The sequence below is a fragment of the Jiangella muralis genome (assembly GCF_001270745.1).
GTDB lineage: Bacteria > Actinomycetota > Actinomycetes > Jiangellales > Jiangellaceae > Jiangella > Jiangella muralis.
Window position 1 is genome coordinate 1 of record NZ_LFXL01000026.1, and the last position, 18,532, is coordinate 18,532.

Sequence of the window (18,532 nt, forward strand, 5' to 3'; positions counted from 1 at the left end):
ACACCGCCGGAGCACACCCACACGCGCCTCGACCCCGGTTGACAAGACCTACAGCCAGCTAGTCTGCGTCCGCCTCGGACGCCTCTTCCGCCTCGGCGTGGACGGGGCGGAAGATCTCGCGCACGTCGCGCGGCTCGAACGTCTCGTGCGTGGGCTGGGCCGCGGACACCTGGTCGAGCTGGAACCAGCGGCCGGCATCGGACTCGCGGCTCCAGACCAGCACGAACCAGGCGCCGCGCGAGTACGCGAACCCCAGCGGCTCGACCTGCTCGGTCAGCGATTCGGCGGCGTCGGTGTCGGCGTCGGTGTCGGCCTCGTCGGTGGACGCAGTCCCGGCCGCGTGGTCGAGCAGGACGACGCGGTGGTCGCGGATGGCGTCGGCGAGGACGGAGCGGACGGCGTCGCCGTGCTCCGGCTCGGGTTCGCCGGGCCGGATCCAGATGCGTTCGGCGACGGCGGTGACGTCGGCCCGGCGGTCGGGCGCGACCGCGCGCAGGACCTTGGCCGCGGCGGACGCCCCGGCCGCGGCGAACGGCTGGTCGGGCACCGCCTGCAGCCCGACGACGATGGCCAGCGCCTCGTCGGGGGTGAGGCTGAGCGCGCGCTGCCCGGACTGGTCGATGACGTAGCCGCCCTGCGGCCCGCTGGACGCCCGGATCGGGACGCCGGACTGCTGCAGCGCGATGACGTCCCGCTTCACCGTGCGCGCGGACACGCCGAGCCGTTCGGCCAGCCATGACGACGTGCGGCCCTGGCGGCCGGCGGCGTGGAGTTCGCGGGCGAGGCTGTCGAGCCGGGTGCTGCGGCTGGCGCGGCCGCCCGCCTCGCCCAGCCGAACGTCGCCCGGCGATGGCCGCGGGCCGCCCGGGCCACGCCGAGGCGCCGCCGGGGTCTCCGCCGGCCGGCGCATGCGCGGCAGGCGGGACGGTGCGTCGGTGGTGTCGTGCTGAGCCGTCGCCTGGCCCTGGCTGCCCATCGCCGGTCCTCCCCAGCCGGACGCCTTCGGCCCGGCCGCACCCCCATGATCACGTCGCTTGTCGCCGACCACGAGGGCTGACATCAGCCCCCGATGATCGTGTTCGTCATAGCAAAGCACGCCGCGGCCCCGCAGGCGTGGCGCTCGCCCGGCGTGGCTTCGGAATGCCTCGTCGCGGCCCGGTCGGTTACCGTCTACGTTGTGGACGCGAGGCCGGTCGAACTCACCCACATCGGCCCGTACCGGGTGGTCCGCCAGCTCGGTGAGGGCGGCATGGGGGTCGTGTACTTGGCGACCGCACCCGACGGTCGCTCGGTCGCGGTCAAGACGCTGCGGCCGTGGCTCGTCGGCGGCACCGACGGCCGGCGCCGGTTCGAACGCGAGGTCGCCACGCTGGTGCGGGTGCGCGGCGCGCGGGTCGCCGAGGTGCTCGACGCCGACATCGCGGCCGAGCCGCCGTACATCGTCACCCGCTTCGTCGACGGCGTCCCGCTCAGCTCGTGGGTGGCCGAGCACGGGCCGCTGGCCGCCGCCGACCTGCGCATCCTGGCCCGCGGCCTGCTCGAGGCGCTCGACGCGGTGCACGCGGCCGGTGTCGTCCACCGCGACATCAAGCCGGGCAACGTCCTGCTGGCCGCCGGCGGGCCGGTGCTGATCGACTTCGGCATCGCGCACGCCACCGACGACACCCGGCTCACCGCGACCGGCCTGATCTCCGGCACCCCCGGCTACTTCGCCCCCGAGACCGTCCTCGGCCGCGACCCCACGTCGGCCACCGACGTGCACGCGTGGGCGGCCACGCTCACCTACGCCGCGACCGGCCGGGCGCCCTACGGCGGCGGCCCCGACCTCGCCGTCGTCGACCGCATCCGGCGCGGCGAACACGACCTCACCGGCGTCGAGCCGTGGCTGGCGGCGGTGCTCGACGCCGCGCTGCAGCCCGATCCCGCGCGCCGGCCCGGCGTCCCCGCCCTGGTGCACGCCATCGGCACCGGCGAGCCGCCCACCATCACCACGCCGCCGCCCGCGGTCGCCGAGCCGCCGACCCTCGACGACACCGCCGTCATCGCGCCGGTGCCGCCGCCCCCGCTGCCGGTGACGCCCGCGCCGCCCCCGTACGTCCCGCCGACCCAGGTGCACCCGCCGCCGCTGCCGGGCCACGACCGTCGCCCCCGCCAGCCGCAGAAGCCGTCGCCGCTGGCGGTCCCGCCGCCGCGGCCGGGCGGCGAGTCGCTGGCGCCGGGCAGCTGGCGGTCCCGGCTGGCGATCGGACTGGGCGGCCTGCTGCTGGTCTTCCTCATCGCGGCCGAGCCGTACGCCGGCGGCGCCGTCGCCCTCGCCGTCCTGCTGACCGGCCGCATCGTCTGGCGGGTCCAGCGGCGGCTGTTCGAGCGGCGCGAGGCGCGCGGCGCGCAGCGCAACGACGGCATGGTGGCGGCGCTGGCCGCGCCCTGGGACATCGTGGCCGCGGCGATGCCGTGCCTGGCCCAGCTGCTGGTGGCCGCCCTCGGCGCGCTGGTGGTCGGCGGCGCGCTCGACCTGCTGGACGTCGGCGGCTCGCGCACGCCGTCCATCGTGGCCGCCATCGTCGGCACCTGGCTGGTCTGGCGCGGCCCGGGCACGGTGCGCAGCCGGCACGGCATCAGGTCGATGCTCGCGCCGCTGGACCGGTCCCGTGAGCTGGCGTGGGTGGTGCTCGGCGTGCTGTTCGTCGCGGCCTGCGGCGCGGTGCTGGTGTTCGACTCGTTCGGGGGCAGCTGGTGGGCGGCGAACCTCTCGGTCGACGACCTCACCTGGTGGCGCAGCTGAAGATCCACTGGTGACACAGGCGAGCGTGTGACAGGTCACAGAGTGTTCACCGTTTAGCATTCGAGCGTTCGCCTACGTCCGACAGAGGAGTTTCGTGCGCTTTTCCCCGCGAGACAACGCCTTCTTCGACCTGTTCGCCGCCGCCGCGCGCAACCTGCGCGAAGGCGTGCGGCTGCTGTCCGAGGCCCTCGCGTCCGACGCCGACCGTGCCGACCTCGCGGTCCGGCTCAAGGAGGTCGAGCATCAGGGCGACGAACACACCCATGAGATCGTGCGGCGGGTCAACTCCACGTTCGTGACGCCGTTCGACCGCGAGGACATCTACCGGCTCTCCAGCGCCCTCGACGACGTGCTCGACGACGTCGACGCCGCGCTGGACCTCATGGTGCTGTACCGCGTCGGCGACCTCCCGTCCGGCGTGGGCGACCTCGTCGACGTCCTGGCCCGCGCGGCCGACCTGACGGCCGAGGCGATGCCGCGGCTGCGGACGCCGTCGGAGCTGACCGACTACTGGATCGAGGTCAACCGGCTGGAGAACCAGGCCGACCAGGACTACCGGCGGCTGCTCGCCCGCATCTTCTCCGGCGAGTTCGACGCGCTGACGGTGCACAAGCTGAAGGACGTCGTCGACACCCTGGAATCGGCCGTCGACGGCTTCGAGACGGTGGCCAACATCGTCGAGCAGATCGCCATCAAGGAGTCGTGAGCGGGTGGAGCTCGCGCTCATCCTGACGGTGATCGTCGTCGCGCTGTCGTTCGACTACACCAACGGATTCCACGACGCCGCCAACGCCATCGCCACCTCGGTGTCGACGCGGGCGCTCACGCCGCGGGCGGCGCTGCTCATGGCCGCGGCGATGAACCTCGTCGGCGCGTTCCTCGGCACCGGCGTGGCGCAGACGGTCGGCAGCGGCATCATCGAGGCGCCGGTGGGCGACAGCGGCCTGCTGGTGGTGCTCGCGGCGCTCGTCGGCGCCATCGTCTGGAACCTCATCACCTGGTGGTTCGGCCTGCCGTCGTCGTCGTCGCACGCGCTCATCGGCGGCCTGATCGGTGCGGCCATCGCGTCGGCCAACACCGTCAAGTGGCACGGCATCCTCGACAAGGTCGTCATCCCGATGGTGGTGTCACCGATCGTCGGGTTCGCGCTGGCGTTCCTGGTGATGACGGCGATCCAGTGGATCTTCCGCCGGTCCAACCCGGGCCGGGTCAACCGCGGCTTCCGGCTGGCGCAGACGTTCAGCGCGGCCGCGATGGCGCTCGGCCACGGCCTGCAGGACGCGCAGAAGACCATGGGCGTCATCACGCTGGCGCTGGTGGTCGGCGGCTACCAGGCCGGCTTCCACGTCCAGTGGTGGGTCATCGTGCTGGCGGCGACGGCGCTCGCGGCGGGCACGTACGCGGGTGGCTGGCGGATCATGCGGACGCTCGGCCGCCGCATCGTGCACCTGGACCCGCCGATGGGCTTCGCGGCGGAGTCGGTGGCGGCCGGTGTCCTCTACACGACGGCGTTCGCCTACCACGCGCCGATCTCGACCACCCAGACCATCACGTCCGCCGTCATTGGCGTCGGCTCGACGAAGCGGCTGTCGGCCGTGCGGTGGGGCGTCGCCGGGAACATCGTCACCGCCTGGGTGCTCACCATCCCGATGTCCGGGCTCGCGGCGGCGCTCAGCTACGGCATGCTGCACCTCATCCCGGGGCTCAGCTCGCTCTGACCGCTGCCCGGCCGGCGTCCGGGGTCTTGACAGCACGGAGTGATCACCGACAGACTCGTCCGCGGTAAGCGCTTTCCGAATCGTCCTCACCACCGCATGGACGGAGTCCCGAATGCGCCGATCCAGCCTGCTCTCAGCCCTGTCCGCCGGCGTCCTGGCGGCCGCGCTCGCCGGCGCCCCGCCGACGACTGCCGCACCCGATCCGCCACCGGCGGCCGCCGCGGACCCGCAGTTCCGTGCGCTCGTCTACTCCGTGGCGCCCGGCGAGCCGCAGGAGCCGGTCGCGGCCGGCGCGGCGTTGCTCCAGGAACTCGGCGCCGCGAACGACTTCGAGGTGGTGGTCGACGACTCCACCGCGCTGTTCACCGACGACGGCCTGGCCGGCTTCGACGTCGTCGTCTTCAACAACACCCCGGCGGACGGCGCGCTGCTCGGCGAGGAGGAGCGCGCCGCGTTCACCCGCTACATCCAGAACGGCGGCGGCTACGTCGGCTTGCACGCCGCGGCCGCGTCCGAGCCGGACTGGGAGTGGTACGGCGGCCTCGTCGGCGCCCGGGTCAGCGGCCACGCCGACCTCGGCGCCGCCGGCGAGACGTCACCCGGGCGCGTCGAGGTGCTGGACCAGGTGCACCCGTCGACCAGCGAGCTGCCGCAGCTGTGGGAGCGCTCGGAGGGCTGGGTGAACCTCGACGCCGACCCGACCGGCAGCGTGCACGTGCTGGCGGAGGTCAAGCTCCGCGACGGCATCCCCGGGCTCGACTCCGGCCTGAACCACCCGTTCTCGTGGTGCCAGGTCTACGACGGCGGCCGGTCCTGGTACACCGCCGGCGGCCACGACGCCGCCGCGTTCGACGAGCCGGAGTTCGCCGGGCACCTGCTCGGCGGCCTCACCTGGGCGGCCGGCGCGGTGCCGGGCGACTGCGGTGCGACGGACGTCGAGAGCTTCGCCGTCACGCAGCTCACCGACGACCTCGCCGACCCGTTCGAGCTGGAGGTGCTGCCGGACCGCCGGGTCATGTACATCCAGCGCACCGGGCAGTTCAAGCTGATCGACCAGACGACGCTCGAGGTCACGACCGTCGGCGACCTGGAACTGGGGCTCAGCACCGCCCGGCACTCGGACGGGCTGACCGGCTTCGCGCTGGATCCGGACTTCGCCGCGAACGGCTGGGTGTACGCGATGTACTCCGACCCCGACGTGGCGCAGATGAACATCTCCCGGTTCACCTTCGACTTCGAGACGTCGCTGCTGGACATGGAGTCGGAGAGCCGGCTGCTGGACTTCCCGACGTGGCGCGACATCGGCCTGGCCAACGTGCACATGGGCGGCGCCGTCGAGTTCGGCCCGGACGGCAGCCTGTACGCCTCGATGGGTGACAACACCGACTTCTCGCAGTCCAACAACTACGCGCCGATCGACGAGCGGCCGGACCGCGCGGCGTGGGACGCGCAGGCCACGTCGGCCAACACCAACGACCTGCGCGGCAAGGTGATCCGGATCGTCCCGGCGGACGACGGCGGCTACACCATCCCGGAGGGCAACCTGTTCCCGCCGGGCACGGCCCAGACGCGGCCGGAGATCTACGCGATGGGGTTCCGCAACCCGTTCCGGATGACCGTCGACCAGCAGACCGGTGACGTGCTCGTCGCCGACTACGGGCCGGACGCGACCCAGGCCAACCCGGCGCGCGGCCCCGAGGGCCTGGTGGAGTGGAACGTCGTCAGCGCTGCCGGCAACTACGGCTGGCCGCACTGCGTCGGCAACAACATCCCCTACATCGACTACGACTTCGCCACCGGCACGTCCGGCGAGCCGTTCGACTGCGCCGGCGGACCGGTCAACGACTCGCCGCACAACACCGGGCTGCAGCAGCTCCCGCCGGTCCAGGAGGCGTTCATCTGGTACGGCTACGGCACGTCGCCGAACTTCCCCGAGCTGGGCAGTGGCGGCGCGGCCCCGATGAGCGGCCCGGTCTACGACTACGACCCGGACCTGGAGTCCGACACCAAGTTCCCCGAGTACTACGACGGCACCTGGTTCGTCTTCGAGTACGCCCGCAACCGCTACCACACCATCAAGCGGGTCGAGGAGACCGGCGAGCTGCTGTCGATCAACCCGGTGTTCGGCGGCACCACCTTCCGCGGCCCGTTCGACGCGACGTTCGGCCCGGACGGCTCGCTGTACGTCATCGACTTCGGCTCCGGCAGCGGGGCGGGACGCGGTGACGTCAACGAGGGCGCCGGCATCTACCGCATCGACTACGTCGGCGGCGACCGGCCGCCGACCCCGAAGGCGTCCGGCACGCCGACGTCGGGCCAGCTCCCGCTAACCGTGCAGTTCTCCAGCGAGGGCACCGAGCATTCCGCCGGCCTGCCGATGACGTTCCACTGGTCCTTCGGCGACGGCGCCAGCTCGGACCAGCCGAACCCGTCGCACACGTACACCGAGGCGGGCAACTACACCGCGCTGCTCACCGTCACCGACAGCCGGGACCGCAGCTCGGTGGCCGCGGTCCGGATCTCCGCCGGCAACACCCGGCCGGAGACCGGGTTCAGCTGGCCACCACACGGCGGCTTCTTCGACTGGGGCGACGAGGTCGCCTACGACGTGGCGGTCGACGACGTCGAGGACGGCTCGATCGCCGGCGGCGAGATCGAGTGCGGCGCCGTGACCGTGGGCGCGCTGCTCGGGCACGACCAGCACGCGCACCCGCTGGACAACTACCCGCACTGCACCGGGACGATCCCGACCATCACCGACGGCGGGCACGGCCAGGAGACCAACCTGTACTACGTGCTGGAGGCCAGCTTCACCGACGCGGGCGCGCCCGGCGTCGAGCCGCTGACCGGCGGCGACGCGGTCCGGCTGAACCCGAAGCGGCGCGAGGCCGAGCACTACGCCGCGAGCGAGGGCGTGCAGATCTTCGAACGGCCGCTGGCCAGCGCGCGGGCGCGGGTCGGCAGCATCTCGCACGGCGACTGGATCAGGTTCGACACGGTGAACCTGACGAACATCGAGTCGCTCACCGTCGGTGCCTCGTCGGCCGCGCACGGCGGCAGCATCGAGGTGCGCCGCGACGCGCCGGACGGCGACCTGCTGGGCTCGGTGGACGTGCCGGTGACGGGGAACGTCGACACCGTCGTCGAGCGGACCACCGACCTGGTCGACCCGGGCGACACCTTCGACGTCTACCTGGTGTTCCGCAACGACGACGTCGGGGCCGGCGGGCCGGACCTGATGGCGCTGGACTGGCTGCGGTTCAACGGCGACGGCGTCAGCGTGCCGCGGCCGCCGTGCGAGGACGGTGGCGTGGACGAGTTCGACGGCGACGCGCTGAACACGTCCTGCTGGTCGTCGATCGTCCGCCACGACCCGGACGGCTATCAGGTGGCCGGCGGGCAGTTGGTGCTGCCGACGGCGCACGGCGAGCTGACCTCGGCCCGCGCCGACGCGACGAACCTCATCATGCGGCCGGCGCCGGAGGGCGGCTGGACCGCCACCACCCGCGTCACCGCCGACGTGAGCACCGCGTTCCAGCAGGCCGGCCTCGTCCTGCACGCCGGTGACGCCGACTTCGCCAAGGTGGTCGTGATGGCCCGGCCGGACGGCACCCGGCGGATGTCGTTCTTCACCGTCGCAGGCGGGCAGGAACGCAACACGTCGGCCGACTACGTCGCGCTGCCGGCCGACTTCCCGGACACGTTCGAGCTGCGGCTGGTCAGCGACGGGCTGGAGGTGCGGGCGGAGTACTCGGCCGACGGTGCGACGTGGCTGCCGGTGGGCCGTCCGTACGGCCTGGGCACGATGTCGACGTGGAACGTGGGCGTGCTCGCGTTGTCCGGCGGCAACGGCGACCCGAACATCCCCGTCGTCGACGTCGCGTTCGACCGGTTCGAGCTGACCGAGTCCGAGCCGCAGGTCTGCCCGGACCCGGAGCCGGCCGACGGCTTCACCGCCCTCTGGGACGGGAAGTCGCTGGAGAACTGGGCGATGGTGGGCAACGGATCGTTCACCGTCACGTCCGACTGCACGCTGCTCAGCCGCGGCTCCGGCGGCCTGCTGTGGTACACGCCGCAGGCATTCGGCGACTTCCACCTGCGGCTGCAGTACAAGATGAACAACGCGTCGGACAACTCCGGGGTGTTCCTGCGCTTCCCGGCGCCGCTGGACTGGCAGGGACCGTGGGTCCGGCAGCCCGACGACAGCGTGCGCGGCTACGAGGCGCAGCTCCACGACGACCCGGGCGGCGGCGACCCGCAGAAGACCGGCTCGATCTACAACTTCGCCACCATCACCGACGTCCTGGCCAACCCGATCGGCGAATGGAACACCTACGAGATCCGCGCCGTCGGGCAGACCTACACCGTCTGGCTGAACGGCGAACTCGTCAACACCTACACCGGCGACGGGAGCCGCGCGCTCGAGGGCCACCTCGGGTTCCAGAACCACCACGACGGCTCCGATGTCGAGATCCGCGACGTGTGGATCGCGCCGGTCGAGGCGGCCTGCCCGCAGCCGGACCCGCGGGCGACCGTCGTCGTCGGGACGGTCGACAGCGGCGTGCCGAACCGCGCGGCCGCCGACGGGTGCACCGTCAACGACCTCATCGAGGAGGACCGCGACTGGGCGTCGTCCGGCGCGTTCCTCCGCCACGTCGGCGAGGTGCTGGACCAGCTGGTCGTGGACGGCGTGATCGACGACCGCGAGGCCGCCGCGATCCGCCGGGCCGCAGCGGCGTCAGGCGTCGGCCGGGGGTGATGCCGTGCCCGCCCACCACGACCGCAGCGTGGTGGGCGGGCGCCGGCTGGTCAGCCGAAGCGGCCGGAGACGTAGTCCTCGGTGGCCTTCACGGTCGGGTTGGTGAAGATCTTCGTGGTGTCGTCCATCTCGATCAGCTTGCCGGGCTTGCCGGTGCCGGCGATGTTGAAGAACGCCGTGCGGTCGCTGACCCGGGCCGCCTGCTGCATGTTGTGGGTGACGATGACGATCGTGTAGTTCTTCTTCAGCTCGCCGATGAGGTCCTCGATGGCCAGCGTCGAGATCGGGTCGAGCGCCGAGCACGGCTCGTCCATCAGCAGGACGTCCGGCTGCACGGCGATGGCCCGCGCGATGCACAGGCGCTGCTGCTGACCGCCGGAAAGGCCCGAGCCGGGCTTGTCGAGGCGGTCCTTGACCTCGTTCCACAGGTTCGCGCCCCGCAGCGAGCGCTCCACGATGTCCTTGGCGTCGTTCCTGCTCAGCCGGGTGCTGTTGAGCTTCATGCCGGCCAGCACGTTGTCGCGGATGGACATCGTCGGGAACGGGTTGGGCCGCTGGAACACCATGCCGACCTGGCGGCGGACGGTGACGGGGTCGACGTTGGGGCCGTAGAGGTCCTCGCCGTCGAGCAGCACCTTGCCCTGCACCCGCGCGCCCGGAATGACCTCGTGCATGCGGTTGAGGGTGCGGATGAAGGTGGACTTCCCGCAGCCGGACGGGCCGATGAAGGCCGTGACCGAGCGAGGCTCGATGGCCATCGACACACCCTCGACCGCGAGGAAGCTGCCGTAGTAGACGTTGAGATCGCCGACGTCGATGCGCTTGGACATAAGGGCGGTTTCCTTGCTCTAGCGGCCGGTCTTCGGGGCGAACAGGCGGGCGATGAGTCGGGCGACCAGGTTCAGCAGCATGACGATCAGGATGAGCGTCAGCGCCGCGGCCCAGGCCCGGTCGAAGCTCGGCTGCGGCGACGAGCCCGACAGCGGCCGCATGGCCTGACTGTAAACGTACGCCGGCAGCGACATCATCCAGTCGGAGAACGGGTTGTTGTTGATCGACGAGGTGAAGCCGGCGGTGACGATCAGCGGCGCGGTCTCGCCGACGACGCGGGCGATGGCCAGCGTCACACCCGACGCGATGCCGGAGATCGCCGTCGGGATGACCACCCGGACGATGGTGCGCCACTTCGGCACGCCCAGCGCGTACGCCGCCTCGCGCAGCTCGTTCGGGACGATCCGTAGCATCTCCTCGCTGGAGCGCACGACCACCGGGATCATCAGCACCGACAGCGCGACGGCGCCGGCGAAGCCGTTGCGGGTGCCGACGCCGAACAGCACCGCGAACAGCGCGGCGGCGAACAGGCCGGCCACGATCGACGGGATGCCGGTCATGACGTCGACGAAGAAGGTGATCGCCTTGGCCAGCCGGCCGCGTCCGTACTCGACCAGGTAGACCGAGGTGAGCAGGCCGATCGGCACCGAGATGACGGTGGCGAGGCCGGTGATGAGGAAGGTGCCGAGGATGGCGTGGTAGGCGCCGCCGATGAACGGCGCGGTGCCCTCCAGCGCCTGCTGGTCGTTCAGGCCGGTGACGTTGCGCATCGACGTCGTGAGGAAGTCGATGCTGAACCGCGCCATGCCGTTGTCGACCACCGACCAGATGACCGAGACCAGCGGCACCAGCGCGATGCCGAACGCGGTGTAGACGAGCCCGGTGACCAGCTTGTCCTTGGCCTTGCGCCGGCCCTCGACCACGCCCGACAGGACGGTGTTGACGACCAGGAACGCCAGCACCGAGAGCACGGCGAAGGAGACGATCGAGAACCCGCCGAAGAGCGCGGACAGGCCGGCGCCGGCCGCGATCGACAGCACCAGGACGAGCTGCGTGGTGTAGCGGGGCAGCTGGTTCTGGGCCAGCGAGCTGGCGCCGGCCGGTGGCGCGGGTTTGGTGGCGACGGACATCAGTTGGCCCCCGAGAACTCACTGCGGCGCGACACGATCCACCGGGCGAACATGTTCACGGCCAGCGTGATGGCGAACAGCACCAGGCCGGCGGCGATGAGCGTGTTGGTCTTCAGCCCCGACGACTCGGGGAAGTCCAGGGCGATCTCGGCGGCGATGGTGTTGTTGCCGGCCGTGACCATGGACCAGGTGAAGCCGCCGGTCGAGAGCACCATCGCGACGGCCATCGTCTCGCCGAGCGCGCGGCCCAGGCCGAGCATGATGCCGGAGATGATGCCCGGCCGCCCGAACGGGATGACCGCCATGCGGATCATCTCCCAGCGGGTCGCGCCCAGCGCCAGCGCGGCCTCCTCGTGCAGCGTCGGCGTCTGCAGGAACACCTCGCGCGAGACGGCGGTGATGATCGGCAGGATCATCACCGCGAGCACCAGGCCGGCCGTCATCATCGTGCGGCCGGTGGCCGAGGCCGGGCCGCTGAACAGCGGGATGAAGCCGAGGTTGTCGGCCAGCCAGCCCCAGGCCGGCTGCACCTGCGGTGCCAGCCACTGGATGCCCCACAGGCCGAAGACGACGCTCGGGATGGCGGCCAGCAGATCGACGATGTAGCCGAGGCCCTGCGCCAGCCGGCGCGGCGCGTAGTGCGAGATGAACAGCGCGATGCCCAGCGCCAGCGGCGTCGCCACGATCAGCGCGATGACCGCCGCCGCGAGCGTGCCGAAGACCAGCGGCCAGACGTAGGAGAAGAAGCCCTTGCCGCCGTCGATCTCCGACGGGTCGGCCGTGAACGTCGGCAGTGCCTCCCGGACCAGGAAGGCCGCCACGCCGGCGAGGATGACCAGGATCAGGATGCCCGCGACCTGCGCGGACCGGGAGAAGATGCGGTCGCCGGGGCGCGTCTTCGGCCGCCGGGCTACGGCGGGCCGCTCGGTCGGCGGTGGTTCGGTGGTGGTCACGGCGTCAGCTCCGGGTCGTGGAGGTCTCGCGGGTCAGGCCGGTGTCGTGCGGACGCCGGGCGGTCCGTCCCGCATGGGACGAGCCGCCCGGCGACGTGGAACTCCGTGGCACAGGATAGGACTCAGCCGACCTCGATCGACTCGACGACGGCCTGCACCTCGGCCTGCAGCTCCGGCGAGATCGGGGCCGAACCCGCGGCCGCGGCGGCGGCCTGCTGACCCTCGTCGCTCGCGACGTAGCCGACGTAGCCCTTCACCAGGTCACCGACCGCCGGGTCGGCGTACGAGGTGCAGACGACGGTGTACGAGACCAGCACGATCGGGTAGGCGCCGGACTCGGTGGTGTCCCGGGCCAGCTCCAGCACGATGTCGTTCTCGGCCCGGCCCTCAGCGCGCGGCGAGGCGTCGACGACGGCGGCAGCGGCCTCGGCCGAGTACTCGACGAACTCCGTGCCGACGCCGATGGCGGCGGTCTGCAGGTCGCCGACGGCGGCGGCGCTGGCGTAGCCGATGGTGCCCTCGGCGGCCTGGACGGCGGCGATGACGCCCGGGGTCTGCGCGCCCGCCTCACCCGGCAGGTCGGCCGGCCACTCGCCGCTGACCTCGTACGTCCACGCCTCCGCCGCGGCCGCGGCGAGGTACTCGACGAAGTTCTCGGTGGTGCCCGACTCGTCCGAGCGGTGCACCGGCGTGATGGTGGTGTCCGGCAGCGTGGCGTCCGGGTTGTCCGCGACGATGGCCGGGTCGTTCCAGGTGGTGATGGTGCCGTTGAAGATGTTCGCCAGCGTCACCGGGCCCAGCTGCAGGTTGTCGACACCCGGCAGGTTGTAGGGAACGGCGATCGGGTCGATGAACAGCGGCAGGTCGACGGCCGGAGCGCCACAGGCGGTCTCGGCGGCCGCCAGCTCCTCCTCGTCGAGGGCGGCGTCGGAGCCCGCGAACGCGACCGCGCCGGAGGTGAACTGCTCGCGGCCGGCGCCCGAGCCCTCGGGGGCGTAGTTGACGGTCACGTCGGGGTTCTGGCCCTGGAAGCCGGCGATCCACGCCTGGACCGCGGACTCCTGCGAACTGGCCCCGGCGCCGTTCAGCGTGCCCGAGAGGTCGCCGCCGCCTGCGCCGTCGGAGCCCTCGCTGTTGTCGCCATCGGGCGACTCGTTCGAGGAGTTGCCGGTGTCGGGGTCCGAGCCGCAGGCTGCCAGCACGAGAGCGGCCGCGCTGGCGACGGCTACGGGTGCCAGCGTGCGGCGCACGATGCTGAGGTTCACGTCTGGTGTCCTTCCTGGACCTATTCGTCCTTGCGTATCGCCTAGAACGTAGATTTCGGAGGTGACGCCGTTCCCCGCTGAGAGTGAACGGGGAATGAACGCCTGGCGCAGAGCAGACGACGGATCGCTGACCGTGTGATGGCTGTCACGTGAACGGGCCGCGTGGCCGGTTGCGAGCGGATCACGACCTGCTGTTGAGAGCGGTCACAGGCCGATAACCAGCGGCGGGCCGGGGCTGGGTTGGGCTCGGGCGGGCGGCCGGTTTCCCGGGCGGGCCGGCCGGGGCGGTGGGCCGGTTTCGCGTGCGGGCCGGGGCTGGGCTCGTGCGGGCCGGCCGGGCTGGGCTGGGCTGGGCTGGGCTCGTGCACGCGGGCCGGCCGGGCGGTGGGCCGGTTTCGCGTGCGCCGGTCTGTCGGTGCCCGCCCGTAGGGTGGGCCCCACCCGGGCCGGGAGGGGTCTACCTACCACCGCGCGACTCGCACGGCTCCCGTCCGCCAACCCCACCGTGCGCCCGTCCGCCGACCCCACCGGGCTCGCGTCCGCCCGGCGGGTGGGTCACCCACCCGTACGGGGCGGGCCGTGCCGTTCCACCGCCACGACGTGACCATGCTCGTGGTGCAGCACGGCGAAGGCGCCCGGCTCCAGTCCGCCGTCCGGGTCGGCGCCGGCGGCGTCGAAGAGCAGCGGCAGCACCGGGCGGTGCGAGCACACGACGGCCGGGCCGTCGCGCAGCAGCGACCGGATGATCTCCTCGGCCGGGTGGCGGTCGGCGGACACCCGCAGGCTCTCCTCGGACAGGTGTGGCTCCAACTCGACGACCAGTCCCTGCTTGCGGGCGAACGCGCGCACCGTCTCGGCGCACCGGACGGAGTCACTGGACAGCACGCGCCGCGGACTGAGCGTCGCGAGCGCCTCGCCCAGCGGCCCGAGGTCGGCGAGGCCCTCCGGCGCCAGCGGCCGCTCGACGTCCGGACCGGGCCACGACGTCCGGTGCACCGCCTTGGCGTGCCGCAGCAGCGCCAGCGCCGTGGTGCGCAGCGGACCGCGCAGTGCGGCCCGGACGAGTTCCGCGTCGCGCTCGTGGGTCAGCCGCCGCACCGCCTCGCCGGCCGGCAGGAACACCACCTCGTCGACCTCGTGGTCGGGCAGCCGCGGCGCCGCGTGCGGGTCGGCCTCGGCCAGCCAGTAGTGCACCGTCTTCGGCCGTCCGGCGACGGGGTAGTGCTGCTGCGGCAGCGGCCGGCCCAGCGTCACCCGGTGCCCGGTCTCCTCGAACACCTCGCGGACCGCGCACGCCAGCAGCGACTCGCCCGGCTCCAGCTTCCCCTTGGGCAGCGACCAGTCGTCGTATCGGGGGCGGTGCACCAGGCACAGCTCGACCCGGCCGTCCGGCGAATCCGGTTGTGCGCGCCAGAGCACCGCCCCGGCTGCGAGCACCGGGTCACGCCTGGACGTCATGGCTGTATCCATCGGCGCCACTTCGCTCGTCGCACCTGCCGCCAGGTGTCCGCGAACGCCGCGCGCGCCGCGTGCACGTGCGCCCGCTCGTTCGAGGCCAGCACGCCGAGCGCGAACGCGATGTCGGCGGAGGCCTGCTCGGAGTGGGCCAGCTCGCGGGCCCTGGCGGCGGCCAGTGCGGCGTCCTGGTGCTCGCCCAGGATGTCGGTGACCTTCTCGAGCTGCTTCGCGAACGCCTTCGCGTCGGAACCGAGCACGGGCGCGACGGCCTCGGCGGCGTAACGAGCGCGCTTGGCCGCCAGCCGGGCGACGTGCCACTCGTCGTCGGGCGAGGCGTCGGTGAGGTCGTCGGCGGCGCCGTCGAGCTTCGCCCACGCCTTCGCGACCAGTCGTGGCAGGACGTCGCGGCCCGGACGCTCGGCGTCGGGGCGGGTCAGCGGCTGGGCGACGGCGCGGACCAGGCGGTCGTGCAGGGCGAGGTAGCGGTCGTCGTCGAGCAGTTCGCCGACCCGGGTGCGGGCATCGGCCACCGAGCCGCCCAGCACCTCGGCCAGCAGCTGCTTCACCTCGGTGGCCGGCAGGTCCGGCGGGAGGTCGGCGCAGTGGCGCTCCAGCCGCTCCCGCAGCACGTCGCCCTCGCGCAGCTCGCCCAGTGAGCGGGCGAACCAGGCCAGCTCGGCGCGCAGCTCTTCGGCCCACGGCCGGTCCAGCACCGGCCGGAACGTGCGCAGTCCGCTGCGCAGCCGGCGCGCGGCCACCCGCAGCTGGTGGACGGCCTCGGGGTCGGCCGGCTCGCGGCGGAACGCGACGTCGGCGGATCGCAGCGCCCGCACGTGCAGCGCCAGATACGCGACGAGGGCGTCGTGGGCCGGGTCCTTCGGCCGCGGCACCGGCAGCTCCGGCACCTCCGGCGGCGCCGCGGCGTTGGGGCCGAGCGCCCGGACCACCTTGGCGACGAACTCTCCGCCGACCGCGCCGGCCTCCGTCAGCGCCGTCGCGACGGTCGCGATCAGCGGGCCGCCGTGGCGCTCCTCCAACTCCAGTTCCCGGAACCGGGCGGCAACGGCGCCGTCGGCGCCGACCACGTGGACGGTGTCGTCGACCAGCTCCCCGGCATCCACGCCGCCGGCGCGGATCAGCTGCCGGGACCGGGTCGTGCGCAGCGTCGAGACCAGCCGCAGCGGCTCCGTCCGGGTGATCACCCGGACCAGCGCGGCCAGCGCCGGCGGCGGGACGTCTCCGGCGTCCAGCGGCAGCCGCACCTCGTCGCGGGCGCCGACCCCGCCGGCCGGCAGCTTCAGGTGCCAGCCCTCGTCGTCGCCGCTGCGCCGGCGCAGCGTGATGGCTTCGCGGGCCAGCCGGAGGTCGGCGGTGTCGTAGTAGGCCGACTCCAGCTCGACCACGCCGAGGTCGTCGACCCCGGTCACGCCGGGCAGCGTGGCGAGGTCGGGGATGCGGAACAGTCCGTGCACGCGGAACTTCTGCTCGACCTCACACTGGGTGTGTGGTCGGGCGGTCTGCTCCGCACGGCTCACGTGGACCTCCGGCGCTGTTTGCGTTCGATGAGCACCTGCTGCATGTCGGACAGCGGTTCGCCGTCGGGGCCGGTGTGCACGCGGTCCCACGTCCCGTCGGGGCGCAGGTGCCAGGACGCCGTCTGGGGGTCGAAGGCGAGGTCGAACAGGCCCTCGACCTCGTGCCGGTGCTCCGGCCGGCTCAGCCGCACCAGCGCCTCGACGCGGCGGTCGAGGTTGCGGTGCATGAGGTCGCCGGAACCGATCCAGTGCTCGTCGTCGCCGCCGTTCTGGAACGAGTAGACGCGCGAGTGCTCGAGGAACCGGCCGAGGACGCTGCGCACCCGCACGTTCTCGGACAGCCCCGGCACACCGGCCCGGATGCTGCAGATGCCGCGCACCCAGATGTCGACGGGCACGCCCGCCTCGGACGCCTCGTACAGCGCGTCGATGATCGACTCGTCGACGATGCTGTTCATCTTGAACCGGATGCCGGCCGGAAGCCCGGCGCGGTGGTGCTCGATCTCGCGTTGGATGCGGTCGACGATGCCGCCGCGCAGCGAGTGCGGCGCCACCAGCAGCCGCTTGTAGTCGGACTCCAGCGAGTAGCCGGACAGCGTGTTGAACAGGTGGTTGAGGTCTTCGGCGACGTCGGGGTCGGCCGTGAGCAGGCCCATGTCCTCGTAGATGCGGGCCGTGCGCGGGTGGTAGTTGCCGGTGCCGATGTGGCTGTAGCGCTGGATGCCGCCGGCTTCGTCGCGCACCACCAGGCACAGCTTGCAGTGCGTCTTCAGCCCGACCAGGCCGTAGACGACGTGGACGCCGGCCTGCTCGAGCTTGCGCGCCCAGGTGATGTTGGCCTGCTCGTCGAAGCGCGCCTTGATCTCGACGACGGCGAGCACCTGTTTGCCCGCCTCGGCGGCGTCGATCAGCGCGTCGACGATGGGGGAGTCGCCGCTCGTGCGGTACAGCGTCTGCTTGATCGCCAGCACCCGGGGGTCGGCCGCGGCCTGCTCGACGAAGCGCTGCACGCTGGTGGAGAACGAGTCGTACGGGTGGTGCACCAGCACATCGGCCTTCGAGATGGCCGCGAACATGTCCGCCGGCGACGCCGACTCGACGTCGCGGAGGTCGCGGTGGGTGGCCGGCAGGAACGGCCGGTACCGCAGTTCCGCGCGGTCGAGATCGGCGATGGCGGTGAGGCCGGTGAGGTCCAGCGGGCCGGGCAGCGAGAACGTCTCGCCGTCGCTGACGCCCAGTTCGCGCTGCAACAGGTCGAGCACGTGCGGGTCGACGGTCTCCTCGACCTCGAGCCGGACCGCCGGGCCGAACCGCCGCCGCATGAGCTCGCGCTCCATCGCGGTCAGCAGGTTCTCGGCGTCGTCCTCCTCGACCTCGACGTCCTCGTTGCGAGTGACCCGGAACATGTGGTGCTGCAGCACCTCCATGCCCGGGAACAGCTGCGCCAGGTGCGCGGCGATGACGTCCTCGAGTGGCACGAACCGCTGCTCGGCCACCGGCAGGAAGCGCGGGAAGTTCGGCGGCACCTTGACCCGGGCGAAGTGCTCGGTCGAGTTGCGCGGGTTGCGCACGACGACGGCGAGGTTCAGCGACAGTCCGGAGATGTACGGGAACGGATGCGCGGGGTCGACCGCCAGCGGCGTCAGCACCGGGAAGATCCGTTCGCTGAACAGCCGCCGCAGCCGGACGTGCTCGGCGTCGTCGAGGTCGTCCCACCGGGCGATGTCGATGCCCTCTTTGACCAGCGCCGGCAGCACGTCGCTGCGGAAGCACTTGGTCTGCCGGGCCATCAGCTCGCGGGTGCGCTCGAGCGTGCGCTCGTGCACCTCGCGCGGCATCATGCCGCTCACCGACGGGAACGCGACGCCGGCCGCCATGCGCCGCTTCAGGCCGGCCACCCGGATCATGTAGAACTCGTCGAGATTGCTCGAGAAGATGGCCAGGAACCGGGCCCGCTCCAGCAGCGGCACGTCGGGGTCCTCGGCCAGCTCGAGCACCCGGTGGTTGAAGGCGAGCCACGACAACTCGCGGTCGAGATAACGCTCTTCCGGCTTGGTCGGCTCCGCCATGTCCCCATGCTGACACGCGCGAGTGAACA

General features: G+C 72.4%; 12 protein-coding genes. 4 read left to right on the forward strand and 8 right to left on the reverse strand.

Annotated elements, in window-relative coordinates; all coding sequences use genetic code 11:
• Positions 1-58: 58 nt before the first annotated feature.
• Entirely contained in the window at positions 59-976 is a 918-nt protein-coding gene (locus ACW62_RS21365; protein WP_053206157.1) for a helix-turn-helix transcriptional regulator, read from the reverse strand.
• Between the two features lie 201 nt (positions 977-1,177).
• On the opposite strand from ACW62_RS21365, the gene ACW62_RS21370 reads away from it, so the two are divergent.
• The 4 genes from ACW62_RS21370 to ACW62_RS21385 all read left to right on the forward strand — a co-directional run bounded on the left by ACW62_RS21370 (position 1,178) and on the right by ACW62_RS21385 (position 9,262).
• The gene (locus tag ACW62_RS21370) at positions 1,178-2,785 is read left to right on the forward strand and encodes a serine/threonine-protein kinase (protein WP_053206158.1); all 1,608 of its coding nucleotides are present in this window, start codon (positions 1,178-1,180) and stop codon (positions 2,783-2,785) included.
• A 94-nt stretch (positions 2,786-2,879) separates the two neighbouring features.
• On the forward strand, positions 2,880-3,491 hold the full coding sequence (locus tag ACW62_RS21375; protein ID WP_053206159.1) for a DUF47 domain-containing protein: 612 nt from the start codon (positions 2,880-2,882) through the stop codon (positions 3,489-3,491).
• Between the two features lie 4 nt (positions 3,492-3,495).
• A complete protein-coding gene (locus ACW62_RS21380; protein ID WP_053206160.1) occupies positions 3,496-4,503 on the forward strand; it encodes an inorganic phosphate transporter in 1,008 nt (335 codons plus the stop codon).
• A 112-nt stretch (positions 4,504-4,615) separates the two neighbouring features.
• Complete coding sequence (locus ACW62_RS21385) at positions 4,616-9,262, forward strand: ThuA domain-containing protein (RefSeq protein WP_083460018.1); 4,647 nt, start codon at positions 4,616-4,618, stop codon at positions 9,260-9,262.
• Between the two features lie 50 nt (positions 9,263-9,312).
• Here the strand turns inward: ACW62_RS21385 and pstB are convergent, their stop codons facing one another.
• The 7 genes from pstB to ACW62_RS21420 all read right to left on the reverse strand — a co-directional run bounded on the left by pstB (position 9,313) and on the right by ACW62_RS21420 (position 18,503).
• Positions 9,313-10,092: a phosphate ABC transporter ATP-binding protein PstB gene (gene pstB, locus ACW62_RS21390; RefSeq protein WP_053206161.1), complete on the reverse strand. Its 780-nt coding sequence runs from the start codon at positions 10,090-10,092 to the stop codon at positions 9,313-9,315.
• 18 nt (positions 10,093-10,110) lie between these two features.
• Positions 10,111-11,223, reverse strand: a complete 1,113-nt coding sequence (pstA, locus tag ACW62_RS21395) for a phosphate ABC transporter permease PstA (protein WP_053206162.1) — start codon at positions 11,221-11,223, stop codon at positions 10,111-10,113.
• Positions 11,223-12,176: a phosphate ABC transporter permease subunit PstC gene (gene pstC / locus ACW62_RS21400; protein ID WP_053206163.1), complete on the reverse strand. Its 954-nt coding sequence runs from the start codon at positions 12,174-12,176 to the stop codon at positions 11,223-11,225. Before pstC ends, pstA begins: the two co-directional genes overlap by 1 nt.
• Before the next feature lie 122 nt (positions 12,177-12,298).
• On the reverse strand, positions 12,299-13,441 hold the full coding sequence (gene pstS, locus ACW62_RS21405) for a phosphate ABC transporter substrate-binding protein PstS (protein WP_053206164.1): 1,143 nt from the start codon (positions 13,439-13,441) through the stop codon (positions 12,299-12,301).
• Between the two features lie 555 nt (positions 13,442-13,996).
• Entirely contained in the window at positions 13,997-14,899 is a 903-nt protein-coding gene (locus ACW62_RS21410; protein WP_053206165.1) for an NUDIX hydrolase, read from the reverse strand.
• Positions 14,896-16,434, reverse strand: coding sequence for a CYTH and CHAD domain-containing protein (locus tag ACW62_RS34840; RefSeq protein ID WP_053206166.1), 1,539 nt, complete (start codon positions 16,432-16,434; stop codon positions 14,896-14,898). Before ACW62_RS34840 ends, ACW62_RS21410 begins: the two co-directional genes overlap by 4 nt.
• The gene (locus ACW62_RS21420; protein WP_083460021.1) at positions 16,431-18,503 is read right to left on the reverse strand and encodes an RNA degradosome polyphosphate kinase; all 2,073 of its coding nucleotides are present in this window, start codon (positions 18,501-18,503) and stop codon (positions 16,431-16,433) included. The genes ACW62_RS34840 and ACW62_RS21420 overlap by 4 nt, the downstream gene beginning before the upstream one ends.
• Positions 18,504-18,532: the final 29 nt, after the last annotated feature.